The sequence below is a fragment of the Nesterenkonia ebinurensis genome (genome assembly GCF_008711175.1).
Lineage (GTDB): Bacteria > Actinomycetota > Actinomycetes > Actinomycetales > Micrococcaceae > Nesterenkonia > Nesterenkonia ebinurensis.
Map to the genome: position 1 here is coordinate 239,983 of NZ_VWNF01000011.1, position 23,360 is coordinate 263,342.

General features: G+C 64.8%; 19 protein-coding genes. 12 read left to right on the plus strand and 7 right to left on the minus strand.

Annotated elements, in window-relative coordinates; genetic code table 11:
- Positions 1-95: 95 nt before the first annotated feature.
- A complete protein-coding gene (locus F0311_RS04915; protein ID WP_191089744.1) occupies positions 96-1,649 on the minus strand; it encodes an ABC transporter substrate-binding protein in 1,554 nt (517 codons plus the stop codon).
- Between the two features lie 174 nt (positions 1,650-1,823).
- Positions 1,824-2,729 carry a LysR family transcriptional regulator gene (locus tag F0311_RS04920; protein WP_150460830.1) on the minus strand — a complete coding sequence of 302 codons (906 nt, stop codon included), beginning with the start codon at positions 2,727-2,729 and terminating at the stop codon, positions 1,824-1,826.
- A gap of 177 nt (positions 2,730-2,906) precedes the next feature.
- On the opposite strand from F0311_RS04920, the gene F0311_RS04925 reads away from it, so the two are divergent.
- Genes F0311_RS04925 through F0311_RS04940 form a run of 4 tightly spaced genes read left to right on the plus strand, consistent with a single transcriptional unit; the run spans position 2,907 to position 6,497 of the window.
- Entirely contained in the window at positions 2,907-4,229 is a 1,323-nt protein-coding gene (locus tag F0311_RS04925) for a flavin-containing monooxygenase (RefSeq protein ID WP_150460831.1), read from the plus strand.
- A 16-nt stretch (positions 4,230-4,245) separates the two neighbouring features.
- Positions 4,246-4,659, plus strand: coding sequence for a RidA family protein (locus F0311_RS04930; RefSeq protein WP_150460832.1), 414 nt, complete (start codon positions 4,246-4,248; stop codon positions 4,657-4,659).
- Positions 4,660-4,671: 12 nt separating this feature from the next.
- The gene (locus F0311_RS04935) at positions 4,672-5,346 is read left to right on the plus strand and encodes a DUF1028 domain-containing protein (protein WP_150460833.1); all 675 of its coding nucleotides are present in this window, start codon (positions 4,672-4,674) and stop codon (positions 5,344-5,346) included.
- Positions 5,346-6,497 carry a M20 family metallopeptidase gene (locus F0311_RS04940; protein ID WP_150460834.1) on the plus strand — a complete coding sequence of 384 codons (1,152 nt, stop codon included), beginning with the start codon at positions 5,346-5,348 and terminating at the stop codon, positions 6,495-6,497. The genes F0311_RS04935 and F0311_RS04940 overlap by 1 nt, the downstream gene beginning before the upstream one ends.
- Positions 6,498-6,500: 3 nt before the next feature.
- On the opposite strand, the gene hemC is transcribed toward F0311_RS04940, so the two are convergent.
- The 5 genes from hemC to hemE all read right to left on the minus strand — a co-directional run bounded on the left by hemC (position 6,501) and on the right by hemE (position 12,532).
- Positions 6,501-7,520 (minus strand): hydroxymethylbilane synthase, encoded by a 1,020-nt coding sequence (gene hemC, locus F0311_RS04945; protein WP_150460835.1) that lies wholly within the window; start codon positions 7,518-7,520, stop codon positions 6,501-6,503.
- Positions 7,521-7,532: 12 nt separating this feature from the next.
- Positions 7,533-8,660 carry a ferrochelatase gene (locus tag F0311_RS04950; RefSeq protein WP_150461187.1) on the minus strand — a complete coding sequence of 376 codons (1,128 nt, stop codon included), beginning with the start codon at positions 8,658-8,660 and terminating at the stop codon, positions 7,533-7,535.
- Positions 8,661-8,692: 32 nt separating this feature from the next.
- Positions 8,693-9,475 (minus strand): hydrogen peroxide-dependent heme synthase, encoded by a 783-nt coding sequence (gene hemQ / locus F0311_RS04955; RefSeq protein WP_150460836.1) that lies wholly within the window; start codon positions 9,473-9,475, stop codon positions 8,693-8,695.
- Between the two features lie 67 nt (positions 9,476-9,542).
- On the minus strand, positions 9,543-11,348 hold the full coding sequence (locus tag F0311_RS04960) for a protoporphyrinogen/coproporphyrinogen oxidase (protein ID WP_150460837.1): 1,806 nt from the start codon (positions 11,346-11,348) through the stop codon (positions 9,543-9,545).
- On the minus strand, positions 11,345-12,532 hold the full coding sequence (hemE, locus tag F0311_RS04965; RefSeq protein ID WP_191089745.1) for a uroporphyrinogen decarboxylase: 1,188 nt from the start codon (positions 12,530-12,532) through the stop codon (positions 11,345-11,347). The genes F0311_RS04960 and hemE overlap by 4 nt, the downstream gene beginning before the upstream one ends.
- A 267-nt stretch (positions 12,533-12,799) precedes the next feature.
- On the opposite strand from hemE, the gene F0311_RS04970 reads away from it, so the two are divergent.
- The 8 genes from F0311_RS04970 to F0311_RS05005 all read left to right on the plus strand — a co-directional run bounded on the left by F0311_RS04970 (position 12,800) and on the right by F0311_RS05005 (position 23,048).
- The gene (locus F0311_RS04970) at positions 12,800-14,245 is read left to right on the plus strand and encodes a glutamyl-tRNA reductase (RefSeq protein ID WP_223881145.1); all 1,446 of its coding nucleotides are present in this window, start codon (positions 12,800-12,802) and stop codon (positions 14,243-14,245) included.
- Between the two features lie 51 nt (positions 14,246-14,296).
- Positions 14,297-16,924, plus strand: a complete 2,628-nt coding sequence (locus F0311_RS04975) for a DNA polymerase III subunit gamma and tau (RefSeq protein WP_150460840.1) — start codon at positions 14,297-14,299, stop codon at positions 16,922-16,924.
- Positions 16,925-16,935: 11 nt separating this feature from the next.
- Positions 16,936-17,532: a recombination mediator RecR gene (gene recR / locus F0311_RS04980; RefSeq protein WP_150460841.1), complete on the plus strand. Its 597-nt coding sequence runs from the start codon at positions 16,936-16,938 to the stop codon at positions 17,530-17,532.
- A gap of 420 nt (positions 17,533-17,952) precedes the next feature.
- The gene (locus tag F0311_RS04985) at positions 17,953-18,885 is read left to right on the plus strand and encodes a transporter substrate-binding domain-containing protein (protein ID WP_150460842.1); all 933 of its coding nucleotides are present in this window, start codon (positions 17,953-17,955) and stop codon (positions 18,883-18,885) included.
- 87 nt (positions 18,886-18,972) lie between these two features.
- The gene (locus F0311_RS04990; protein ID WP_150460843.1) at positions 18,973-19,845 is read left to right on the plus strand and encodes an amino acid ABC transporter permease; all 873 of its coding nucleotides are present in this window, start codon (positions 18,973-18,975) and stop codon (positions 19,843-19,845) included.
- Positions 19,842-20,570: an ectoine/hydroxyectoine ABC transporter permease subunit EhuD gene (gene ehuD, locus F0311_RS04995; RefSeq protein ID WP_150460844.1), complete on the plus strand. Its 729-nt coding sequence runs from the start codon at positions 19,842-19,844 to the stop codon at positions 20,568-20,570. Before F0311_RS04990 ends, ehuD begins: the two co-directional genes overlap by 4 nt.
- Positions 20,554-21,390, plus strand: coding sequence for an amino acid ABC transporter ATP-binding protein (locus tag F0311_RS05000; RefSeq protein ID WP_396897420.1), 837 nt, complete (start codon positions 20,554-20,556; stop codon positions 21,388-21,390). The genes ehuD and F0311_RS05000 overlap by 17 nt, the downstream gene beginning before the upstream one ends.
- Before the next feature lie 374 nt (positions 21,391-21,764).
- Positions 21,765-23,048 (plus strand): aspartate kinase, encoded by a 1,284-nt coding sequence (locus F0311_RS05005; RefSeq protein ID WP_150460845.1) that lies wholly within the window; start codon positions 21,765-21,767, stop codon positions 23,046-23,048.
- Positions 23,049-23,360: the final 312 nt, after the last annotated feature.

A 23,360-nucleotide genomic window follows, 5' to 3' on the forward strand; every position in this document is an offset into this window, starting at 1 on the left:
CGTTTCTTCGGGCGGAGACGGGAGACGCTGCACATCATGCGGCATGCAACGTCCCCCTGTCTGGATCTTCTCCTGCGGTCAGTGTCAGGCTTGTGCTACTCCGCCGGGCGGTAGTTCCGGATCTGGGGACCTGCGTGACCGGGCTGGATGTCGACCTCGACATCATCGGCTGTGGCATAGACCAGATCACGGTGGTACCAGACCGAGAACCAGGCGTTCTCCACCAACCACTCATTTGCGGCCCGGAAGGCTTCGACCTGCTCATCGCCGTCCGTCGCGCGGGCGGCTTCCATATATTCGGTAAGCTCATCGTCGTAGACCTCGAAGACGTTGAAGCTGTCCTCATAGGCAAAGTTGAGACCGTCCCAAGCGGACTCCGGCGCCTGCTGACCCATGATGAGGATGGGATAGTCTCCGGTCAGCTGCTCCTCCGGGCCGTCATCTGTGGGGACCGGGACCCAGTCGATCTCGATGTTCAGCTCTGCGAATGCCTGCTCAACATAGGGCTGGTAGGGGCTGTAGCGGTCATAGTCCATCATCGGGACCGTGAATCCGTCTGCGTAGCCTGCTTCTTCCATAAGAGCCTGCGCCTGGTCCAGGTCGTACTCATAGTACTCATCGAGGGATTCATCATAGGCAGGGCTCGACTGGCCGATAATCTGGCTGCTGACCACACCTTGTCCCTGCTCAATGGACTCCAGCATGCCGGCGCGGTCGAAGGCTATGTTGATCGCCTGGCGGACCTCCAGCTCGGCCAGGGCGGGCACTACTTCACCTTCGCGGTCAAGGATGGCCAGTCCGAACCAGTCCACACGATTGGGGTGAACCGTGAGTTCAGCTCCTTCAGCCTGCTCGATGAGCGGAATGTCGATACGGCCGCCCTGGACCTGACCGGAGGACAACGCGTTCATGCGGGCCTGGAGGTCACTCATGACACGGATGACGATACGGTCATACGCCCAGCTCTCGGGGTCCCAGTAGTCCTCCTTACGCTCGAACACGTACTGGTCGCCGCGCACAGTCTCCTCAGAATTGAGGGTGTAGGGGCCGGAGCCGACCGGCTCCAGATCAATGGACGGATCGTCGAGGGCCGCAGGCGAAGCCATCGCTCCCACAGAGGAGCCAAGGTCGTTGAGAAGCGTGGGGTCCGGCTCGTTGAGGATGATATCCACGGAGTAGTCTCCGGTGACTTCGACTGATTCGATCGCGTTGGCGCGGAAGCGGTTCACCCCGGTGCCGTCCAGGAAGTGCTCGATATTGGCCTGGACTGCCTCGGCGTTGAAGGGCTCTCCGTCGATGAATGTCACGTCATCGCGCAGCTCTATGGAAAGGACAGTGTTGTCCTCGTTGTACTCCCAGCTGGTGGCCAGGTTCTCGCTGACGGACCCGTCCGTCTCCCACTTCAGCAGCGTGTCGTACACCGGCATCCACAACTGCGGCCATTCACCCTCGAAACGGAGCTCAGCGGGGTCGTAGGAGGAGATGTCGACGACGGTGGCGAGAGTCAGTTCTGTCGGCTCGCCGGTATCCGCGGCACCGTTGCCGTTGGTCTCTTCGGCAGTGTCACCGTTGCCGCAGGCGGCTGCCAGACCCGTCACTGCAGCCAGCGCTGCCAACGTCTTCACTCTGCTGGTGGATTTTTTGATCACAGCTGTTGTCCTGTCCTCGTGGTGCGAAGTTCTCTGAGCTGAGCGGCCCGCCGGCATCATCACTCGCCGGTGCAGGTTGTCGTTCATCCTCCAAGGAGGCTTATCGGTTTTCAACGAAATAAAAACGGTGAACTCCATCACTAAAAGCGATGCAAGCCGAATGTAACGCCAACGTTAATCGGCGAAGATGGTTCGGCACTCGTCGATGAACGCCTGGCCCTTCCGGGAAAGCTGCTCACCTGCCCGGTGTGCGACCCCGATCTCCAACTGCGAGGTAGCGTCCTCGATCTCCAAGCGGACAATCCGGCCGCCGTCATTGGTCAGGTCATGGGCAGGCCGCTGATTGAGAATCGTGTAGCCGTGGCCCCTCGCGACCATCGAACGCAGCACCTCAACGCTTTCAAAGCGCTGGTGAATCCGCGGCTGCAGCTGAGCGTGCCGGAACAGCGAGAGGAAGTAGTTGGTGGACTTTCCCATATCCAGAAGGATCAGCGGCTCCTTGGCGAGCTCTTGGAGGATGACGCTCTTCCTGCCTGCCAGGTGGCTGTGCTCAGGGACGGCGGCATAGATGGGGGCTTCGCACAGCTGCTCGAAGGAGATCTCCCTGCCGTAATCGAAGTCGTAGGTCAAGGCCACCTCGAGCTCCCGCCTGAGCAGCGAGTACTCGATCTGTTCCGCCGTCATCTCCCGGATGCGCACATCGAGATCAGGATGCACCGTGGTCAGGCTGTCATAGACCTCCGGCAACCAGGACGGTGCGAGTGTGGTGAAGCATCCGGCAATGAGCGATCCTCCCAGCCGCCCCGGATGCAGGGAGTCGATCGCTTCATCCACAGAGTTCAGCACATGCTGGGAGGCGGCGTAGAAGTTTTTCCCCTGCTCCGTAAGGGCAACCCCCTTGGAACGCAGACGCACCAGCAGGGTGTAGCCCACGGCCTCCTCAAGATGGGCGATGGCGGTGGAGATCGCCGACTGGGCGATGAACAGCTCGCCGGCCGCCTCCGTCATAGAGCCCAACTCCGCAGTACGCACAAAATAGCGCAGCTGCGCGAGGGTAATATCGCCCGCTCCCTTCGGCATAGTCATCACACCTTTCGTTACAGATATATTTCAGGGATGTTTCACTGCGCACTGCATCTCCATATCAGATAATAGACCCATTCATTTTCTATTTGCTCCTTTTCTCCCGGCGAATCCAGACTGTGGAACACGTGGCCAGAACCGGCTGGGCCGTTGGGACAAGAAATGAAGGTGAGGATGTCTACGCAGGAAATCGAAGTGCTCGTGGTCGGCGCCGGACAGGCAGGAGTGGCCATCAGCGAGCATCTGACCAACTACGGCATTCCCCACGTGGTCCTGGAGCGGCACCGGATCGCAGAGCGCTGGCGCACTGAGCGCTGGGACTCCCTCGTGACTAACGGCCCTGCCTGGCACGACCGGTTCCCCAATCTTCAGTTCGCAGGCATCAGGCCCGACGACTTCGCCTCCAAGGACCAGGTGGCCGAGTACTTCACCAACTACGCCGCCCACTTCAACGCCCCCATCCGCTGCGGCGTGGAGGTCACATCCGTGAAGAAGAGGCCCGGCAGGCGTGGGTTCACAGTCGAGACCTCCGAGGAAACCTACGCCGCACACTATGTCGTGGCAGCCACCGGCCCCTTCCAGGCTCCGGTGATCCCTCCGATCATCCCGCAGACCGCAGTGGATGTGCAGCTGCACTCCAGCGCCTACAAGAACCCGCAGCAGCTGCCTGAGGGGACGGTGCTCGTAGTCGGCGGAGGGTCCTCAGGGGTGCAGATCGCAGACGAAATCCAAAAATCCGGGCGTCAGGTCTACCTCTCCGTGGGTCCGCACGACCGTCCGCCGCGCAACTACCGGAGCCGAGACTTCGTCTGGTGGCTGGGAGTGCTGGGCAAATGGGAGGCCGCCACCCCGCCCGCCGGAGCCGAGCATGTCACCATCGCGGTCAGCGGAGCGCAGGGAGGGCACACCGTTGACTTCCGCGACCTCGCAGTAGGCGGCATCACCCTGGTCGGCAGAACGGCCGGGTACGAGACCGGCACCGTCCGGTTCAATGATGACCTGAAAACCAATATCGCTACCGGAGACGCCAACTACCTCTCCTTGCTGAAGGAGGCCGATGCCTATATTGAGCGCAACGGCCTCGACCTGCCCGAGGCGCCGGAAGCCCACGTGCTGGGCGACTACCCGGACGCCGCACTCGACCCGGTGTTGGAGCTTGACCTGGGAGCCTCCGGGGTGAGCTCGGTGGTCTGGGCCACCGGATACGCAGTGGACTACGGATGGCTGGATGTCAATGCCTTCGACGACGCCGGCAAGCCATCCCACCAGCGGGGTGTCTCCTCCGAGCCCGGCGTCTACTTCCTGGGGCTGCCCTGGCAGTCCCGTCGTGGGTCCAGCTTCATCTGGGGCGTATGGCACGATGCAAAATATGTGGCTGACCATATTGTGATGCAGCGCGTATACCACACCTACCGACAGGTACCGGGACCCCGCCCCGCGCCGAGCAGAAGGCCCACCCGGAGCTCCCCCGACGCCGTCGGCGTCCAACCCGCCTGACAAGTACGGAGAGACTGTGAAACACACACGGATTCGCCCCTTCAACTCCAAGGACACCTACCCCGAGCAGAATCTCGACAACGACCTCTGCCAGGCTGTGGTCGCCGGCGGTGTGGTCTATTTGCGCGGTCAGATCGGCCAGGATCTGGAGACCTGCGAGTCAGTGGGCACCGGCAATGTGGAGGCCCAGGCCGCCAAAGCCATGGAGAACATCAAGATGCTGCTTCAGGAGGCAGGCGGCGACCTGGAGTGCATCGTCAAAGTGGTCGTCTACCTGACCGACATCAGGTACCGGGAGCCGGTGTACCGGGTCATGGGCAGCTACCTCAAAGGTGTCTTCCCTGCCTCCACCGGGATCGTCGTCGACGCCCTGGCGCGCCCCGAGTGGCTGGTGGAGATCGACGTCACTGCCGTGCTGGCCCAGAGCTGAGAGGCGATCGCGATGACTTTCTCCCTGACAGCGCGCGATCCGCAGACCGGCGCCTTCGGCATGGTGGTCTCATCCTCCTCACCGGCCGTGGCCTCCCGGTGCATCCACCTCCGTCCGGGAGTGGGGGTGGTAGCCAGCCAGAACGTCACCAATCCCGTCCTGGGGACGGCGATCCTCGACTCCCTCGCCGCCGGGAAGAACAGCGCCGCGGCGCTGGAGGCAGCCTTGGGAGAGGAGAAGCACCCTGCGTACCGGCAGATTTCCGTGGTGGATTCCTCCGGCAGTACGGCCCACCACTCGGGGGCGAACTCCCTGGGCACCACACACTGGATACTCGGCGAGGCTGCCGTGGCCGCAGGCAATCTGCTGGCCTTCGAGGAGACTGTCGAGGAGCTGCTCAGCGGGTATGCCGAGAGCTCCGCCGAGACATTCGAGGGCCGCCTCCTGGACGGCCTGACCGCTGCTATGGCCGCAGGAGGCGAGGCCGGTCCCGTTCGCTCGGCAGGAATCAAGATAGTCGAGAACCTGCCCTGGGCTGTGACCGATCTGCGGGTGGATGACGCCGATGAACCCATCGCTGAGCTGCAGCGGCTCTGGGAGTTGTGGGCACCACAGAAGGCCGACTACCGGACACGTGCGCTCAACCCTGAAGAGGCGCCCAACTACGGGGTGCCCGGAGATCTCTGATGGTCGGGAGAACAGCGGAGTATAAGCAAGCTGCTCAGCGCACAGTCTCCGGCAGAGCTGGTGCCCTCATCGCGCTCAGCCATGACCTTCATGCGCATCCGGAGACCAGGTGGCAGGAGCACCGCTCGGTGCAGGTCATCACCTCCCTGCTGCGGGAGAACAGCTTCGCTGTCGAGACACCTGTGCGAGGGCTGGACACGGCCTTCCGCGCCACGTTCGGAAACGGTGCCCACAGGATCGGCCTGGTCGCTGAGTATGATGCCTTGGAGGGGATCGGCCATGCCTGCGGGCACAACATCATCGCCGCGGCAAGCGTGGGAGCCGCGCTTTCCCTGGCTCCCCTAGCCCAGGAGCTTGATGCGACCATCGAGGTCCTCGGCACGCCTGCCGAAGAGGGGGGTGGGGGCAAGATCCGCCTGATGGAGAACGGGGTCTTCGACGGGCTTGACGTCGCCATGATGGTCCACCCCGGCCCTGCCGATGTACTGTGGGCCCGGCCCCTCGCGGTCTCTCACTTCGACGTCAGCTACGCCGGGAAGGCTGCCCATGCCGCCGCCTACCCGCACTTGGGGGTCAACGCCGCCGATGCGATGACCATCGCGCAGGTCAGTATCGGGCTTCTGAGACAGCAGCTGCCGCAGTCGGTGCGGGTACACGGGATCCTCCGTGAGGCCGGCACCGCCCCCAATGCGATTCCCGAGCGAATACGAGGCTCCTGGTATGTCCGGGCGGCCGATCTCGATGAGCTTGAGGTGATCTTTCACAAGGTCACCAGATGCTTCGAGGCCGGCGCACTGGCCAGTGGCTGCGAGCTGAGCATAGAGGAGACCAGCCCGCGCTACTCCCAGTTCCGCAATGATGAGCAGTTGGCCGATTTCTTCCAGGAGAACGCCTCATCCCTGGGTCGGGATATGGATCCCGAGGAGCGGCGCGAGGGCGGGATGAACACTGCCTCCACGGATATGGGCAATGTCTCGCTGGAGATCCGGGCGATCCACCCGTACTTGTCCATCAACTCATTACCAGCAGTCAACCATCAAAAGGAGTTCGCAGATACTGTCACCACACCCGATGCCGACAGAGCCGTCACCGACGGCGCCTATCTGCTGGCTGCCACCGCTGTCGACTACCTCCTCTGCGGGAGCTCCTAAAGCTTATGTGTCCACGACGTGCTTGAGCAGGCCCTGGTCCTCAGCGAGGAGAGTCTCAGCGACCTGCTGGCCGAGCTCGGCGGCCTGGCCGATGCCGTCAGCGCGGTCAGCACCGGCCTCGATGGTGAGCTCAGCCCCAGCACGCTGGACCGCTGAGCCGTCGGGGGCGCAGACCACAGTGTCCAGACGAAGCCTCACCCCGCCGTCGGGCTCATCCTCGCAACGGGCCAGTCCGCCTATCGGTGCCGCGCATCCGGCGTTGAGCCGGGCCAGCAGGGCACGCTCGGCAGTGGCCTCCAGGCGAGTCTCCAGATGGTCCAGCTGGGCCAGCCCAATCCCCAGGGCCGCGCTCGGAGCAGCCTCCTCAGCACGCACCTCCACGGCGAGCGCCCCCTGGCCTGGGGCGGGGAGCATCACTTCAGCGGCAAGCAGCTCGGAGATATGCTCTTCAAGCCCCAGTCTGGCGAGCCCGGCCCCGGCGAGCACCACGGCATCCAAGTCTCCACGGGCGGCGTCGGGCGCCTGGCTGGAGGCCTCCGCCGCACCCTCGCGTCCACGGACCCGGGCGAGCCGGGTGCCCACATTGCCGCGGATGTCCACGATCTCCAGGTCCGGGCGGGCTGCCAGGAGCTGGGCGGCCCGGCGAGGAGATCCGGTACCCACTTTGGCTCCCTCCGGCAGCTGCTCCAAGGTGAGGTCATCGGCCGCACACAGGGCGTCGCGCACATCGGCACGCTCAGGCACCGCCGCGATGCTCAGTCCCTCCAGGTCCTTGGCCGGCAGGTCCTTCAGTGAGTGCACGGCCACGTCCGCCCGCTCGTCGAACAGTGCCTGGCGCAGCGCGGCGGCGAACACCCCGGTGCCGCCGAGCTGGCTCAGCGGGCCGGTGAGCACATCGCCCTCAGACTTGATGGTGACCAGCTCGTAGTCGAGCCCGGCGAGGGTGGCCAGAGCCTCCGCCACAGTCCGAGTCTGGGTCAGCGCCAGCTGCGATCCTCGGGTGCCGACTCGCACAGTGCTCATCTCAGGCAGTGCTCATTTCAGCGGGGTGCCCCAGCCGCCGTCAGTGGTCAGGTCGGACCAGTCGCCAGGCACTGTCTGCTCGCCGTGGGCCAGCGGCACTCCGCCTTCCCCGGCGATGCACTCGCCCATGATGTCGACCAGTCCGGCTACGAACTGCGGATGGGTGCCCACAGTGGGCGCTCGGTGGAAGGCCAAGCCGTTCTCCTCGGCGGTCTCCTTGGCCTCGGTGTCGAGGTCCCAGATCACCTCCATGTGGTCGGAGATGAATCCGAAGGGCATCACCACCACGCCGGTGTACCCGGCTGCCGCGTCCTCTTCGATCTGGTCGTTGATGTCCGGCTCCAGCCACGGGGTCGACGGGCTGCCGGAGCGGGACTGGAAGACCACCTGATACTCGATGCCTGAAGCCTCAGGCACCGCCGCCATCAGGTAGTCGGCGATCGCCTGATGCTGGGCGGTGTAGACGTCAGTGCCGAAAAGCTCCTTGATCCGGGCCGGGCCCTGGCGCTCGGCTACTGCGGTGGGGATCGAGTGGGTGACGAAGAGGACCTTGATCCTCCCGTCAGTCTTTCCGGCCTCGGCCAGCTGGGAAGTCACGTCCTGGATCCCGGCGGCCAGGAACTCCTCATTGGGGCGGGTGAAAGCCTTGTCGTAGAAGAACTGGCGGATCTTCACCAGCTCCAGCTTGCCTTCCAGCCCAGTCTCGGCCAGGGTGTGCTCGAAGTCCTCCAGGTACTGGTCGTTGCTGGAGTAGCCGGCGTAGGCAGAGGTGACCAGCACCAGCACCTTCCGGTGGCCGGCGTCGTACATCTCTTGGAACGTCTCGGCGAAGTAGGGGGCCCAGTTGCGGTTGCCCCAGTACATCGGCAGGTCGATCTGCCGCGTGGCCAGTTCGGCCTCCAGGGCGGCGATCAGGTCACGGTTCTGCTGGTTGATCGGGCTCACCCCGCCGTTGGCCCGGTAGTGGGTGGCCACCTCCTCGAGCCGCTCGTCCGGGATGCCTTTGCCGCGGGTGACGTTGCGCAGGAAGGGAATCACGTGATCCTGACCCTCAGGACCGCCGAAGCTGGCCAGCAGGATCGCGTCATAGCTGGTGCGCTCATGCTCAGCAGGCTGCTGGGCGATGTACTCGGTGGGCATCGGGGCGGGCAGGGTGTTCTGGGCGCTCATGGTCAAGCAAGAACCTCAAGGATGTCGTCGGTATGGGGCAGTCGGCGTCCGGTGTAGAACGGGGTCTCGTCCCGGACGTGGTAGCGGGTTTCGGATTCGCGCAGCTTGCGCATCATGTCCACCAGTTCAGTGAGCTCGGGGGCCTCCAGGGCCAGCAGCCACTCCCAGTCATTGAGCGCGAAGGCACTGGTGGTGTTAGCCAGCACGGAGGGGAACTCCTGGCCCAGCTGGCCATGTTCGCGCAGCATCTTCCCGCGCTTGGCCGGGTCCATCAGATACCAGTCGTAGCTGCGGTTGAAGGGGTAGACCACCAGCCAGTCCTCAGCCTCGACCCCGCGGCTGAAGGCGGGCACATGGCCGCGGGCGAACTCGGCGGTGCGGTGCACACCCATCGCGGAGAAGGCGATCTCAGTGGTGCTCAGCAGCTCGGTGCGGTGCAGGCTGCGCAGTGCGGCCTGCAGATTCTCAGCCTTATGGCCGGTGAGCCAGAGCATGATATCGGCCTCGGCGCGGAACCCGGAGACGTCGTAGACCCCGCGCAGCTCCACAGCGTCTTCATTGGTGCCCAGGCCGCCGGCAGGCAGCTCGGTCACAACCTCGTCGAACTCACCGACGATCTTGGCAGCCTTGCGGTTCTGCGGGACGTCGCTGCGTGATTTGGGCTCCCACCAGTCCCAGGCGGAGGACTGCTGGATCCGCTTGAACACGGTGAAGAGGGTGAACCAATCCTTGCCGGAGGTGTTGACGTCCTCCGGGGTTCGCACAGGGTTGCGGCCATAGCTCATGGGTTCCAGCTTATCGCGCCCAGCAACCGACTTCTACATCGCGTAGAAGATGACGACGACGCCGGGTCTACCCTCCGCGTCCCTTCTCAAGCAGCTGCCGAGCCGCCTGGCGGGCGTGCGGAATCACCTGGGCCAACCCGGTGCCGGCGAAGGATTCCCCCACCAGGGCGATCCGGGGGCCGCCGCACCCAGCCCAGGCGGCTGCAGCCTCCTGCAGCTGGTGAGTCTGCGGACTGACTGCGTTGCGCCGCCAGCGCACCACAGTGTGGTCCAGCACCTGATCGGGACCGATACTGATACCGGTAAGCCGCGAGATGTCCTCCAGGGCTGCGCGGTACAGGGCGCCGTCGTCGGTGTGATAGCCGAGCGGGGCGGCGTCGTCTCCTGTACCTCGGTCGCTTTGCGCACGGCCCTCAATCGCCTGCCCGCATTGCGGGCAACCCTCAGTCGCCTCCGGCAGTGCACCGCAAGCGCCGCATGCCAGTCGGGTCTCGGAAGACTCGGCACGCGCGCCGGTCTTCGCTCGGGTCAACCGGCCGTAGGAGAGCCGCACTAGATGGTGGCCAGGCCCCAGCCGGGCCTGAAGTGCCTGCGCCGTCCAGGCCCATTTGGCCGAGATATGGGTCATGGCCTTGGCCCCGATGCCCTCCACGGCGGGGGCTACAAGAATTCCGGTGCCCCGGGGGTGGGCGTCCAGCTCCGGGGCATGCACCAGCAAGGTCACCAGGGCCACACCGGAGGCGGCCGGGCGCTGGGCGGCGACGGGTTCGGCGAGAAGTCCGGCGGCCTGGGCGGCATCCACTGCCAGCACCACCAGGTCCGGCTTGCCCTCTGCCCCAGGACGGTGTGTTGAATTCAGCGAAATAACCGTGTCACTGCCAGCATTCGAGGGAATTTCACACACCGTCTGCGAAAGGTGGATGCGGGCGCCAAACTCGCGCAGCTGCGTCTCCAGGGCACTGATCAGGGTGTTCATCCCGCCATGCAGGGACTGCACGGCCGATCCCGGCGGGGAAACCCCGCTCGCCTCTCGGCGGTGCGCAGTCACCGCGGCCTTCACGCCCAAAGACGATCCCGCAGGGGCTGCGGCGCGGAGCTTTTCCACCGCCCGGGCCAAGGAGCCTTCGGCCAGCATGAAGGAGAACAGCTTGGGATGGGCGGTGCTGATCGGCAGATCATACGGGTCAGCGGAATGCACCCCTGAGGTGATCGGAGCGACCAGTTTCGCCAGCACGGCCGGCCCCATCCGGTCAGCCACCACCTCGCCCAGGCTGGGGCTTTGGGCGGGGCTCCAGGTCATGGGAGCGGTGAGGTCCTCGGCAGCTCGGGCGGCCTCGTCTGCACCGAGGATACGGACGACGTCGTCGGCCTCCGGATCACCGGGGATGCCCAGGATGCCGGTGGCAGGCAAGGGGGCGGCCAGATCGGGCAGCTGCAGCCAGGCGCCGGCGGGGTTGGGTGAGACAATCTGCCCGTCCAGACCCAGTTCGGTAAGGAATTCACGCACCGCAGGGGTCCGGGTGGCGAAGGCTTCCGCTCCTGCATCGACCACCACAGTGTTTATCCCGCTGGCGAGCTGCGCCGTGGCATGGCCGGCACCAACGCCACCACGTTCGCGTGGGTCCCTGACCTCGCGGTTTCCCTCGCCACCACCGGCCGCCTTGTCGTGGTCTTCACGCCTAAAGTCGCTGCTCCGCTGCCCTGGCAGCTCACCGGCTTCCATCCCGCCACCGGGGCAAAGCGTCGCCGGGGCGATGGAGCCGCCGAGCCGGTCGGCAGCCTCATAGAGATCCACCTGCACACCGGCGCGGACCAGCTCCCAGGCTGCGGTCAGCCCGCCGATGCCCCCGCCTACAACAGCGACGCTGCTCATGGGGCGATGGAGTGGATGAGCTCCACTATCCGGGTGAGCACTTCGGGGTCGGTCTCGGGAGGCACCCCGTGGCCCAGGTTGACCACGTGCCCGCCGGCGGCCGCGCCGTCCTCCACCACCTGCCGGACATGGGCCTCCAGAGTAGACCAGTCCGCGAACAGCAGGGCGGGGTCGATATTGCCCTGCAGGGGGATGCCGCGACCGTGGGCACCGGTGCCCAGCTCATCGGCCACCTGGTGCAGGTTCATCCGGTAGTCCACACCCAGTACGGGGTGCCCAGCAGCGGGGTCGGGCAGCGCGTCCTCCACCACCGCACGCATCACGTCCAGAATCTGTCCGGTCCCGGTGCCGAAGTGCACCAGCGGCACTCCCAAATCCGCCACATGCCGCAGCGCCTCGGTGGAATGGCCGGCCACATGCTCCAGGTAGTCCGCCCGGCCCAGCGCCCCCGCCCAGGAGTCGAAGAGCTGAGCGGCCGAGGCGCCGGCCAGCACCTGGGCGCGCATGAACGCACCGGAGGCCCGTGCCGCCCAACCCGCCAAGGCGTTCCAGGTCTCAGTATCAGCCTTCATCATGGTGCGCGGACCCAGATGGTCCCGGGAGGGCCGGCCCTCAACCATGTAGGCGGCCAGGGTGAACGGCGCCCCGGCAAAGCCGATCAGCGGCGTCGCCCAATCCCGGCCAGCCTCAGCTGAGAGCTCTGCCAGCCCAGCCACCGTGCGCTGAACCGCCTCCGCGATCGGGGCGAAAGCAGACTCATCGATCTCCGGCAGGGCGGCCACATCGGCAGCGGTGCGCACTGGGGAATCCAGCACCGGCCCCACCCCGGGCACGATCTCCACACCCACTCCGGCCAGCCTCAGCGGAATGACAATATCGGAGAAGAAAATCGCGGCGTCCACATCGTGGCGGCGCACCGGCTGCAGGGTGATCTCGGAGGCCAGCTCGGGCTGAAGACAGCTGTCCAGCATGGTGGTGCCCTCACGCAGTTTCCGGTACTCCGGCAGCGAACGCCCAGCCTGCCGCATGAACCACACTGGCCGTCGGACAGGCTTCGCGGCCCGCCCTGCGGAGTCCAGGCCGCCCCGGTACTGGTTCAGCAGGGGGGCTTCGGCGGTCAGCCCACTGGCCAAAGGGTGGTCGGTGGGCAGCAGGGCGGCAGGCGTCGTCGTCATGGTCCCCATTCTGCCAGGCTCTTTGGGTGTGAAGGCTGGCCTAAGCCAGCCGAGAGACGGGCGGACGACCCGATTGAGCCGAGTGCAGACTCCAGCCTGCTCGAGCCTTCTGAGGCGATTGAGGGTTGGAGCACCGTAGGTGTGACACATGGGCCACTGGCGTTGGGGACCCGTGCAAACCCGGAGGCGAATGTGCGGGTTGCATCACAGTGAGACGAGCGCGCCATGGGCGCACCGCCGGGACCAGCACCGACACGTTGTAGAATCAGTGGCGCCGTGGTTCTATTTTCACTAGTCGCAACCCACTCCGACCTCGACCTCGAGACCGTCGGAATCCTCTCCTCAGGAGCGGCCAATGTCGCCGCTTCTGTCGATCTGCCTGCCGTGACACTGGCCACCTGCAACCGCCTGGAGATCTACGCCGAGTCCACCTCCGACTCTCCCGCTGACCTGGAGGCCGGGCGCCAGAAGCTCATCCAGGCGGTGACCGAGTCCTCCGGTCTGGACCGGGACACCGTGGCCGCCTCGTTCAAAACACTCATTGACGACGACGCCGCCAGGCACCTCTTCGAAGTGGGCGCGGGGCTGGACTCCGCAGTGGTCGGCGAACGCGAGGTCGCCGGACAGGTCCGCCGCTCGCTGGCTGAGGCGCAGGCTGCCGGTACGGTCTCCGGGTCGCTGACCAAGCTGTTTGAGTCCGCCACCCGGGCCGCCAAGGATGTGGGGGCCAAGACCGCGCTGGGCGCACGGGGACGCTCAATCGTCTCAGTCGCCCTGGATATCACCGGCGATATACGCGGCCACGGACCCTCGTTCTACAAAGGCGCCAAGGCAGTGCTGATCGGCACCGGCGCCTATGCCGGGACCGCATTGGCCCAGCTGAATGAGCGCGGAGTGCCGGATATCGCGGTGTTCTCCGGCTCCGGGCGGGCCGAACAGTTCGTGGCCGAGCGCGGCGGCGGGGCCCGGGCGCTGCGGATGGACCAGTTGGCTGAGGCATTCCGCTCCGCTGACCTGATCATCGGCTGCTCGGGCGGGAACCGGCAGATCACTGCCGGAGAGATCCGCTCGCTGGCTGGTACGGATGACCGCGAGCGCCCGCTGGCTGTGATCGACTTAGCACTCTCCCATGACTTTGCCCCAGAGGTGGCCGCCCTTGCCGGGGTGGACCTGATCACCCTGGAGTCAGTGAAGATCGCCGCCCCGGAGGAGGCCTCCGCCTCCCTGGAGCAGGCCCGGGTGGTGGTGGACGACTCGGTCAAGCAGTATCTGGCCGAGCGGGCCCAACGCTCCGCGGACGATGCCATCGTCACCCTGCGCAAGCATGTCCAATCCTTGCTGGACGAGGAGATGGAGAAGGTGCGGAAGCAGCACGGCTGCACGGCGGCCTCCGAGGAGGTCGAGTTCGGACTGCGCCGGATAGTGCGCAAGCTGCTGCACACCCCCACTGTGCGGGCCCGGGAGCTGGCGGCCGAGGGACGCGGGGATGAGTACATCGCTGCCTTGGAGACCCTGTTCGGGATCCAGGCGGCAACCGAGGAGAGTGCCCGCAGGCAGGCGCCTCGACGGCGTCGTCCTGAGGAGTTCACTGCGGCTGAGCTGGCACAGATGGCCGCCTACCTGCAGCAGGTGCCCGAGGGCGGGTTCTGCCGACACCACCGGCCCGGTGAGTTCAGTGTGCCGCGGCTCGAGGCGGTCGCAGATCTGCGCCGGTCTGCCTGAGGCAGCTGGCAGTCTCGCGGCATCTGGAGGCCACGCGGTAAGGTCGTATCCGTGACCACCGCTCTGTACCGACGCTACCGGCCCGACACCTTCGCCGATGTGATCGGGCAGGAGCATGTCACCGGTCCGCTGGTCACCGCGCTGGGCAAGGATGCGGTCTCCCACGCCTACCTGTTCTCCGGTCCGCGCGGCTGCGGCAAAACCACCTCCGCACGGATTCTGGCCCGCTGTCTGAACTGCGAGCAGGGCCCCACCGGCGCTCCCTGCGGGGAATGTGAATCCTGCCGCAACCTGGCCACCGGCGGCCCCGGATCCCTGGATGTCATAGAGATCGACGCCGCGTCCCACGGCGGTGTAGACGATGCCCGTGATCTGCGTGAGCGCGCTACCTTCGCCCCGGTGCGTGACCGGTACAAGATCTTCATCATTGATGAGGCCCATATGGTCACCGCCGCAGGGTTCAACGCGCTGCTGAAGATCGTGGAGGAGCCCCCGGAGCACATCAAGTTCATCTTCGCCACCACTGAGCCGGACAAAGTGATAGGGACGATCCGTTCCCGCACCCACCACTACCCGTTCCGGCTGGTGCCCCCCGAGCCCCTGCTGGAGTATCTGGAGCGGCTCTGCTCTGCGGAGAATGTGCAGGTGGCTCCCGGGGTGCTGCAGCTGGTGCTGCGGGCCGGCGGCGGTTCGGTGCGCGATACGCTCAGCGTGCTCGACCAGCTGATCGCCGGGGCCGGTGAGTCCGGGCTGGACTATGACCGGGCGGTGGCGCTGTTGGGCTTCACCCATGCCGCCCTGCTGGACCAGGTCGTGGATGCGGTGGCTGCTCTGGACGGGGCCAAGGCGTTCTCCGTGGTGGACCAGGTGGTCCAGTCTGGCCAGGATCCGCGCCGGTTTGTGGAGGATCTGCTGGAGCGGCTGCGCGATCTGATCATCGTGAAGTCGGTGCCGGACTCCCCTCAGGTCATTCTGCGTGGGGTCCCGGAGGACCAGATCCGGGTGATGCAGACCCATGTCGGGAACATCGGCTCCGCCGAGCTCTCCCGGGCCGCTGATATCACTGCGACTGCGCTGACTGAGATGGTCGGTGCCACCAGTCCGCGGCTGCACCTGGAGCTGCTGATGGCCCGGTTGCTGCTGCCCCATGCCGAGTCCAGCCAGGCCAGCATCGCTGCCCGCCTGGAGCGCCTGGAACGCCGTATGGACTTCACCTCTGGTGCCGGGACCACTCCGCCCGGTGAGGCGCCGGTCAGCGGACACCCAGAGCCGACGACGACGCCCGTCACCCCTTCTGCGCCGCCACAGCCAGACCCTGCCACCGCATCTGAGGTACAGGAGAGGAGTGCTCCTGCTACGGAAAGCCCAGCCGGACGATGGGCCACCCCCGGTGTTGATTCCGCTGAAGCTGTGCAGGAAGCACCGCCTCCAACCGAGGCAGCCCCCTCGCAGCCCGAGAAGCCGACCGCCGGTGCCCCTGCCCAGCCGCAGCAGGCCGCTGTGCAGGCTGCCGGGGGGAGCAGCACCCAGCGGATGCAGCAGGCCTGGCCGGATGTGGTGGAGGCAATGAAGTCTCGGTCCCGGATGCTGTGGATGCTGATGACCAATAATGCCCAGGTCTCCGGCTTCGACGGTCAGACCCTTGCTCTGCGTTTCAACAATGAAGGAGCTCACAGCACCTTCGCCAACCGTGGCGGTGAGCAGGCGCTGACCGAGTCGGTCCAGGAGGTGGTCGGCATCCAGGTGCGACTGGACCTTGACCCGGGCTCAGGCGGGGGACGCTCCGCCCCACCGCCGGGCGGTGGGGCGCCCCCAAAAGCTGAGGGCCGGAGCCAGGATGAAGCTCCGGCCCCGTCTCTGCAGGCTCCCCAGGCTGTTGCGTCCCCTGAACGCCCGGCGCCCCCAGCCAGTCCGGAACCGGAAGCTGGAGCCGCACCCGAGTCTGGACCTGCACCCAAGTCCGCCTCAGGGCATGGTTCTTCCCCTGCAGATGACCCGGCTGCTGAGCACGATCGGGTCCCACAGCCCCCTGACGACGGGTGGGTTCCGCCCACCGAGGAGCCGCCGGATCTCCCGCCGGCTGAACCGGGTTACGCTCCGCGCTCCCGGCCCGGAGCCGAGCAGCCACCCTCCCCCCACGTTCGGTGGGCACAAATTCCCGCATCTGAGGCCGAATCCGGCGCAAATTATGGGCAACAACGCCCACCGAACGAAGAGCCGGCTGCACAGCAGCCCGCAGAGTCGGCAGAGCATGCATCGCCTGCTGAGCGGCGGGTCCCGGAGAAGCCGGTGGTCCCTGCTTTCGCCCGGCGCAGTGCGCGGGGTTCACATTCCTTCGTGCCCGCGACACACACCGGTGAGCCCGCTGCTGAGCCGGAGCCTGCTGCGAGCTCACCGGCAGCTGCGGGACCAGGGGCTGAACTGCGCAGCCGCCTGGCCTCCCGCAAAAAATCTGCCGCTCCCTCCTGGGACGAGCCCTCCGGAGCAGCTGAGGCCTTCGACTCCTCTCCCCCGCCGGACTGGGCTGAGGCGCCTACGCCGGCTGCGGAGGACGAGGATGTGCCCAGTGAGGACGACGCTGACTTGGAGTACTCAGGAGTGTTCGGCCGCAAGGCGATCGAACGTATCCTTGACGGCGTGCTGATCGAAGAGCGCCGCCTGGACGACCCCACGCCGTAGACTGAACCACTGTGTATGAAGGCGCAGTCCAAGACCTGATCGACGAGCTCGGCCGGCTCCCCGGCATCGGTCCCAAATCAGCCCAGCGGGTGGCATTCCATATCTTGGAGGCAGACTCCGATGATATGCGCCGGCTGGCCGAGGCGATCCGCACCGTCAAGGAGAAGGTCCAGTTCTGCGAGATCTGCTTCAACGTCTCAGAGGAGGCCAAGTGCCGCATCTGCCAGGACACTCGCCGTGAGGACTCAGTACTCTGCGTGGTGGAGGAGTCCAAGGACGTCATGGCCGTCGAACGCACCCGCAGCTTCCGCGGCCGGTACCACGTGCTCGGCGGGGCGATCAATCCGATCGCTGGAGTCGGCCCGGACCAGCTGCATATCCGGGAGCTGCTGAACCGGCTCTCCGATGAGACCATCCAGGAGGTCATCATCGCCACTGACCCGAACCTGGAGGGCGAGGCCACCGCCACCTACCTGGTGCGGATGCTCGGCTCCCTAGGCATCAGGATCACCCGCCTGGCCTCCGGGCTGCCGGTGGGCGGGGACCTCGAGTACGCCGATGATGTCACCCTGGGGCGTGCTTTCGAAGGCCGCACCTCGGTGGGCTGAGCTCCACCGCACCCTGCCAGCAAGTGGCAGCGGTGGACCAAGCGCGCATCGCCAGGACCGGAGCCCTGCAGCCAAGAATCATGCGATCGACGTCACAACGGAAGCATCGGTGAAATATTTATCGACTTGTGATCTGGGACCGGTGGATAGGTTTCTGTCTTGCATATGCCACTGCCCCCCTCGCCATACATCGCGGGGATGCGAGCTTGGGCGGGGAAAATCCCACAACATCTCCAGAGAAGGCGCTCACGTGCCGTTTCTTCCACCGAGCGAAAGAATCCAGCTTGTAAAAGCTCTGTAAAACCTTAGCGTAGAGGTAGATGTTGCTGATCGACAGTCGTAGGATTGTTGACAACCTTACGTGAGGTAAGGCGCATCCTCTCGCATAATCCATAACGAGGAAACAAGAGGTATCAACTGATGAGCTTCAAAACTCACGCACTGCGCGCTGGTGCATTCAGCGCTGCCACCCTGCTCGTCCTGACCGCCTGCGGCGACGACAACGGAGACGAGCCTGACGGTGACAACGGTGCCGCTGAAGAGAACGGCGCTGCCGAAGAGAACGGCGACAACGGCGAGGCTGCTGCCGAGGGCGATACCCTGACTCTCGCCCTGTTCGGCGAGGAGCCCTACTCCTGGCTCGACGAAAACGGTGAACCCACCGGAGCAACCATTGCTGTGGCTGAGGAGATCTTCAACAACCGCCTCGGCTACGACCTTGAGGTCGAACAGACTGATTGGGGCAACCTCATTACCGGACTCAACGCCGGCCACTGGGATGTGGTCTCGGCCGGTATGTCCATCAATGCCGAGCGCTGCGCAGAGGCTGCCTTCGGTGAGCCCGAACTCATCTACCAGACCGCGTTCCTGCTTGAAGAGGGCAATCCCGCTGATGTCCATACCTTCGAGGATCTGCTCGATGCCGACCTTGACGTCGTTGCACTCAGCGGCGGCGTCGAGTCCCCGTGGTTGGAGGAAGTCGGTGTCGACCATGACACCGTGGACAACGCCCAGGACGGCATTGACTTCGTCGAAGGGGGTCGTGCAGATGTCTTCGCCCTGACAGCCGCCTCATTGGAAGCGATGGCAGGAGACAGCCCCGGCCTAGAGGTCACTGATCCTTTCACCCACGAATTCTCCGTCGGCGCGCATACGTTCCGCACTGAGGACCAGGATCTGATCGATGAGTTCAATGAGGAACTCGCCGACCTCATGGAGTCTGGCGAGTACCTCGACATCGTCGGTGAGTTCGGATTCACCGAGGACCAGATCCCGCCCATCGAGCTGACCGCTCAGGAACTCTGCGAGCAGGACGCTGATGAGGTGGCCGCAGAGTACGGCCTCGACGACTGATCCTCGCAAACCACTGGAGACTCTGCGGCCGCTTTCCCCCGGGGATCGGCCGCAGAGTCTCTCACCGCACTGATCCGAGAGGGGCCCATGGACTTCTTCGAAGACTGGCCAGATTACTTCGAGGTGGTGATCAACTGGTCAGACCGACTCCTCGAGGGTCTCTGGACGACGATCCAGCTGACGATATTCGGCGGAGCACTGGCCTTCGTCATCGCCATTGTGCTGGGACTCCTGGCGGGGTCATCCAGCCTGTGGCTACGCGGGCCAGCCCGGGTCATCATCGAGTTCTTCCGCGGGATCTCCCTGGTGGTGCTGCTGTTCCTTCTGCTGTATGTGCTGCCGCAGCTGTGGATGCGGAACCCGGACCTCCCGTTCGAGGGCCTGGTGAGAAACACCTTCCTGCTCGCGGTCATAGCCCTCGGCATTAACTACGGAGCCTACGGTGCCGAAGCTGTCCGTGCCTCGCTGACCACTGTTCCCAAGAGCCAGTGGGAAGCCACTACAGCCTTGTCCATGTCCTGGCCGCATAAGATCCGGCGAGTCATCTTTCCCCAGGCCTGGGCTCTGATGCTGCCCTCGCTGACGAATCTCTGGGTGCACCTGCTCAAAGGCAGCGCGATCGCCTATATCATTCCCTTCGTCAACGACTTCACCTTCGAGCTCAATAATCTCCGCCGCCCCACCGACATCTGGTTCTCTCATGCCTTCATCGGCCTGGTGGTCTACTTCATCCTCGCCCTCATCCTCACCTTGTTCATGCAGGTGCTTGAGGCACGGGCCAAAAACAAACTCGGCCGCGGCCCCTCACTGCGCGAGATCTTCTCGCCGGACCCTAAAACAGCCCCACCGGACGCCTCACTCCCTGATTCACCCCCTGATCCCAAAGACATGACCGGGCCCGGAGGCGGGCCGAAGCAACCAGCCTCCGGCGCTGGGGCCCAGCCTGGAGGTATCCGATGATCACCGTCTCCGGAACGCTCCTCGCTGAGACCATCGACGACCCGACCCTCGTCGACGAAGAGGAAGTGCGCCAGAGCCCCTTCTGGGACTGGGATTTCGCCTTCGAGGCATTCCCTGAGATGTTCATGGCTTTTTTGCAGGTCACTCTGCTGGTCACCGTTCTCGGCACCATCATCGCCGCAGTGCTGGGTCTGGTCATCGCCATTCTGCTGCGAGTACTCCCCAGACCACTGGCCTGGATCGTTCGCTGGGTGGCCAACTTCATCCGCATGACACCCCTGGTGGTCCAGCTGATCTTCGTCTTCTGGACCTTCCTGTGGATGGACGCACTGACCGTGGGCATCATCGTCTTCGGGGTGCACTACGCCACCTACATGTCCGAGGTATACCGCGCCGGCATCGACTCGGTCCCCAAGGGGCAGTGGGAGGCGACCACCGCCCTGTCGATGTCTGCAGTGCGCACCTGGCGCAAGGTGGTCATCCCCCAAGCGCTGCGTTCCACCGTCCCCTCATTGGGCAACTATGCGATCTCGATGTTCAAGGACACGCCCTTTCTCCTGGTCATCTCAGTGGCAGAAATGGTAACGGTCGCCGGTGAGATCGGCGCCCCGACCTTCCGCTACACCGAGGTGTTCACCATCGCGGGCCTCATCTTCTTGGCTGCCAGCTACCCCACAGCCGTTCTCGTCAACCGATTGGAGAAGCGTCTTGCCTACGCCCACTGACGCTGCCGGCACTCAGCCGGCCCCTGCCCCCTCGTCGTCATCATCCTCGGACCAGCCGGTGATCGAATTCGTCGACGTCGAGAAGCGCTTCGGCGACAACATCGTGCTCAAGGATCTCAACTTCCAAGTGACCCGAGGCGAGCGGGTGACCCTCATTGGTCCCTCCGGCTCGGGAAAGACCACCATCCTGCGCCTGGTGATGACTCTGGAGGAGCTCACCGGAGGCTATATCTACATCGACGGCCAACCACTGACCCACGAGAACCGCGACGGCAAGCGGGTGCCGGTGTCTAAGAAGCAGCAGAAGTCGCTTAGAACTCGCATCGGCATGGTCTTCCAGCAGTTCAATCTCTTCCCCAATATGACGGTGCTGGAGAACATCATCGAGGCCCCCATTCACGTCCTGGGCCGGCCTAAGCAGGATGCGGTGGCCAAAGCGCACTCGCTGCTGGAGCAGGTGGGACTGCCGGATAAGGCCAATGCCCACCCCACCTCCCTGTCCGGGGGCCAGCAGCAGCGGGTGGCGATCGCCCGCGCCCTGGCCATGGACCCCCAGATCCTGCTGCTAGACGAGGTCACCTCCGCCCTGGACCCCGAGGTGGTCGGCGATGTGCTGGGCATCCTGCGCGAGGTCGCCGACACCACCAACGTGACCATGCTGATCGTCACCCATGAGATGGGCTTCGCCCGCGACGTCAGCCACAAAGTCATGATGTTCGACGGTGGCCGCGTAGTAGAAGAAGGACCCCCGGATAAGATCTTCTCCAACCCCAGCCACGAACGCACCCAGAAATTCCTCAGCGCCGTACTGGGACACTAAAACAAACGACAACGACGCCGACTGCCCCTGCCGCGTAAACTGATGGGCAGCGCACCGTCGCGCCGAAGAGAACCCCCGACACCTTCAATTCCTCTCCGGGAGTGAGCAGATACCTCTATGAGTCTGATTGTCCAAAAATACGGCGGAGCTGGGCTAGTCCCGGCGGCGCGCCTCCCAGACATGGCTCGCACAACCTCTGCGGCGCGTGCACAGGTCCCCAACGTCATAGGCCCTGTTCACTCTCGCCTCGCCGTGACGTGGTCCGCACCATTGCTCTGGCAATCGCACCGGGCTCTGACGTCACGGCTGCCAACCGCGTTGTCACGACCTTCACACCTGAAGCAGACGAGCCCTGCGGGAGAAAGTGGGACGCTGTGAGCTTGATCGTCCAGAAGTACGGCGGTTCTTCCGTCCAGGACGCCGAGTCCATCAAGCGGGTGGCCCGACGGATCGTGGACACCAAGAAGGCCGGGAACCAGGTAGTGGTGGTGGTCTCCGCAATGGGTGACACCACCGACGACCTGCTGGACCTCGCCGCCGATATCTCCAGTGCCCCTCCGCTGCGTGAGATGGACATACTGCTCTCCTCCGGGGAACGCATGTCCATGGCGCTGCTGGCGATGGCCATCCATGAGCTCGGCGAAACCGCCCAGTCCTTCACCGGGTCTCAGGCCGGAATGATCACCGATGCCATCCACGGCAAGGCCCGCATCATCGAGGTCTCCCCGCGGCGAGTCCAGGCAGCGGTCGACGCCGGGCATGTGGGCATCGTGGCCGGCTTCCAGGGGATGAGCCGGGAGTCCAAGGACATCACCACCATGGGCCGCGGTGGCTCAGACACCACCGCAGTGGCCCTGGCCGCAGCCCTAAGCGCGGATGTCTGCGAGATCTACACCGATGTGGACGGAGTGTTCACCGCCGACCCCCGCGTGGTCAAGACCGCGCGGAAGATCAGCGTCATCTCCAGTGAGGACATGCTGGAGATGGCCGCAGCCGGCACCAAAGTGCTGCACCTGCGCAGCGTGGAGTACGCCCGCCGCTTCGGTGTGAAGTTGCATGTGCGCTCCTCCTTCTCGGAGAAGGAGGGCACCTGGGTCATCCCCGACGAGTCCGACAAAGTCACCATCAAGGAAGGCGAACCCTTGGAACAGCCCATCATCTCCGGCATCGCCCACGACTCCTCCGAAGGCAAGCTGACCATCACTGGTGTGCCGGATGTGCCCGGCAAGGCCGCAGAGATCTTCAATCGGATCGCCGAGGCCGGCATCAACATCGACATGATTGTCCAGGACGTCTCCTTGGAGACCCAGACCACCAATATCTCTTTCACCCTTCCCGGTGCTGACGGAGAGAAGGCGCAGCGGATCCTGCTGGAGAACAAGGAGACCATCGGCTTCAAGAACCTGGACTTCGTGCCGCAGGTCGGCAAGGTCTCGCTGGTCGGCGGCGGTATGCGCAACCATCCCGGGGTCTCTGCCCGGTTCTTCACCGCCCTGCGCGATGCTGGGATCAATATCGGGCTGATCTCCACCTCTGAGATACGGGTCTCCGTGATCACCGACGTGGAGCTGCTGGACAAGGCTGTCCAGGCCATCCACACCGCTTTCGACCTGGACTCCGACGAAGAGGCCAAGGTCTACGCCGGCACCGGGCGCTAGGTGCAGCTCCCCGCCCCGCCCGAGGCGATTTGCCCAGTCGATGTTGCAGATCTCAGCTGTTTTTGCCCGGTTTGTGCAACATCGACTGGGTAGATGCGGGTTATAGGGGGTAGCGGCGGGTTATAGGAACAGATGTGAGTACTGCGCGGCCGGGGATCGTTGATCGGATGCCGGTGTAGGGGCTCGTACATGCCTGCTAAAGCGAGGAAAGGCGCTGCCTACAACCCGGCGCTGACGAACAGATCTCACAACGGCTGAGGGCGGCAGGTCTCCGGTGAAGGAACCCTGCCGCCCTCAGTTTCAGGTGCGAGA

Bases quoted from the DNA above. Each gene is read 5' to 3' on its own strand.
- F0311_RS04920 (WP_150460830.1), bottom strand. From the start codon at position 2,729: ATGCCGAAGGGAGCGGGCGATATTACCCTCGCGCAGCTGCGCTATTTT.
- F0311_RS04925 (WP_150460831.1), top strand. From the start codon at position 2,907: ATGTCTACGCAGGAAATCGAAGTGCTCGTGGTCGGCGCCGGACAGGCA.
- F0311_RS04935 (WP_150460833.1), top strand. From the start codon at position 4,672: ATGACTTTCTCCCTGACAGCGCGCGATCCGCAGACCGGCGCCTTCGGC.
- F0311_RS04940 (WP_150460834.1), top strand. From the start codon at position 5,346: ATGGTCGGGAGAACAGCGGAGTATAAGCAAGCTGCTCAGCGCACAGTC.
- hemC (WP_150460835.1), bottom strand. From the start codon at position 7,520: ATGAGCACTGTGCGAGTCGGCACCCGAGGATCGCAGCTGGCGCTGACC.
- F0311_RS04950 (WP_150461187.1), bottom strand. From the start codon at position 8,660: ATGCCCACCGAGTACATCGCCCAGCAGCCTGCTGAGCATGAGCGCACC.
- hemQ (WP_150460836.1), bottom strand. From the start codon at position 9,475: ATGAGCTATGGCCGCAACCCTGTGCGAACCCCGGAGGACGTCAACACC.
- F0311_RS04960 (WP_150460837.1), bottom strand. From the start codon at position 11,348: ATGAGCAGCGTCGCTGTTGTAGGCGGGGGCATCGGCGGGCTGACCGCA.
- hemE (WP_191089745.1), bottom strand. From the start codon at position 12,532: ATGGGGACCATGACGACGACGCCTGCCGCCCTGCTGCCCACCGACCAC.
- F0311_RS04985 (WP_150460842.1), top strand. From the start codon at position 17,953: ATGAGCTTCAAAACTCACGCACTGCGCGCTGGTGCATTCAGCGCTGCC.
- F0311_RS04990 (WP_150460843.1), top strand. From the start codon at position 18,973: ATGGACTTCTTCGAAGACTGGCCAGATTACTTCGAGGTGGTGATCAAC.
- ehuD (WP_150460844.1), top strand. From the start codon at position 19,842: ATGATCACCGTCTCCGGAACGCTCCTCGCTGAGACCATCGACGACCCG.